Origin of the sequence: Marinimicrobium sp. UBA4209 (genome assembly GCF_002381585.1) — a bacterium.
Classification (GTDB): Bacteria; Pseudomonadota; Gammaproteobacteria; order Pseudomonadales; family Cellvibrionaceae; genus Marinimicrobium; species Marinimicrobium koreense.
On sequence record NZ_DFTP01000015.1, the window covers coordinates 4,246 to 5,051 of the forward strand.

An 806-nucleotide genomic window follows, 5' to 3' on the forward strand; every position below is an offset into this window, starting at 1 on the left:
AAAGTTCTGGCAGAAGAAGGCTACGTTGATAGTTTCTCAGTGAGCGAGGGTGCCAAGCCCGAGCTGACCATTGAGCTGAAATATTTTGAAGGTAAGCCGGTTATTGCTGAGCTGGATCGGGTCAGTCGCCCCGGCTTGCGCAGTTATGCTGGTAAGTCGTCCATTCCGACCGTGCGCGGTGGTCTGGGCGTTGCCATCGTTTCTACCAGTAAAGGTGTTATGACTGATCGTGCCGCTCGCGCCGCTGGCGTCGGTGGTGAAGTCCTCTGCACAGTATTTTAACGGGAAGTCGTCATGTCACGAGTTGCAAATAGTCCGGTTGAAGTACCGTCCGCTGTTAAGGTCACCCTTCAGGGTCAGAGTCTTAGCGTTAAAGGCGGAAAAGGTACATTGGCTCTGGAAATTCACGACAGCGTTGAAATCCAGCAGGAAGAAAACCTGCTCAAGTTCACCGCTCGTGATGGGGCCAAGCAGTCCCGCGCGCTGGCAGGCACCATGCGTGCTCTGGTCGGCAGCATGGTAAAAGGCGTAGATCAGGGCTTCGAAGAGAAGCTGCAACTGGTCGGCGTTGGTTATCGTGCCAAGGCGTCGGGTAAAACTGTAAACCTGTCTGTCGGTTATTCTCAGCCGATCGATTACACCTTACCGGAAGGTGTAACGGCGGAATGTCCGGCCCAGACAGAAATTGTGCTGAAGAGCGCTGACAAGCAGCTGCTCGGTCAGGTGGCATCCGAGATTCGCGCATTGCGTGAGCCCGAACCCTACAAGGGTAAAGGCATCCGCTATGCAAGCGAACAGGTTCGCCG

Annotated in this window: 2 protein-coding genes; both read left to right on the plus strand. The window is 54.8% G+C overall.

All coding sequences use genetic code 11. From position 1 onward, the window contains the following. Positions 1-282: 30S ribosomal protein S8 (gene rpsH, locus B3187_RS02695; RefSeq protein WP_286804486.1), on the plus strand; the 282-nt coding region annotated here is incomplete at its 5' end. Positions 283-294: 12 nt separating this feature from the next. Then, positions 295-806 (plus strand): 50S ribosomal protein L6 (gene rplF, locus B3187_RS02700; protein WP_286804487.1); only part of this gene is annotated, 512 nt, incomplete at its 3' end.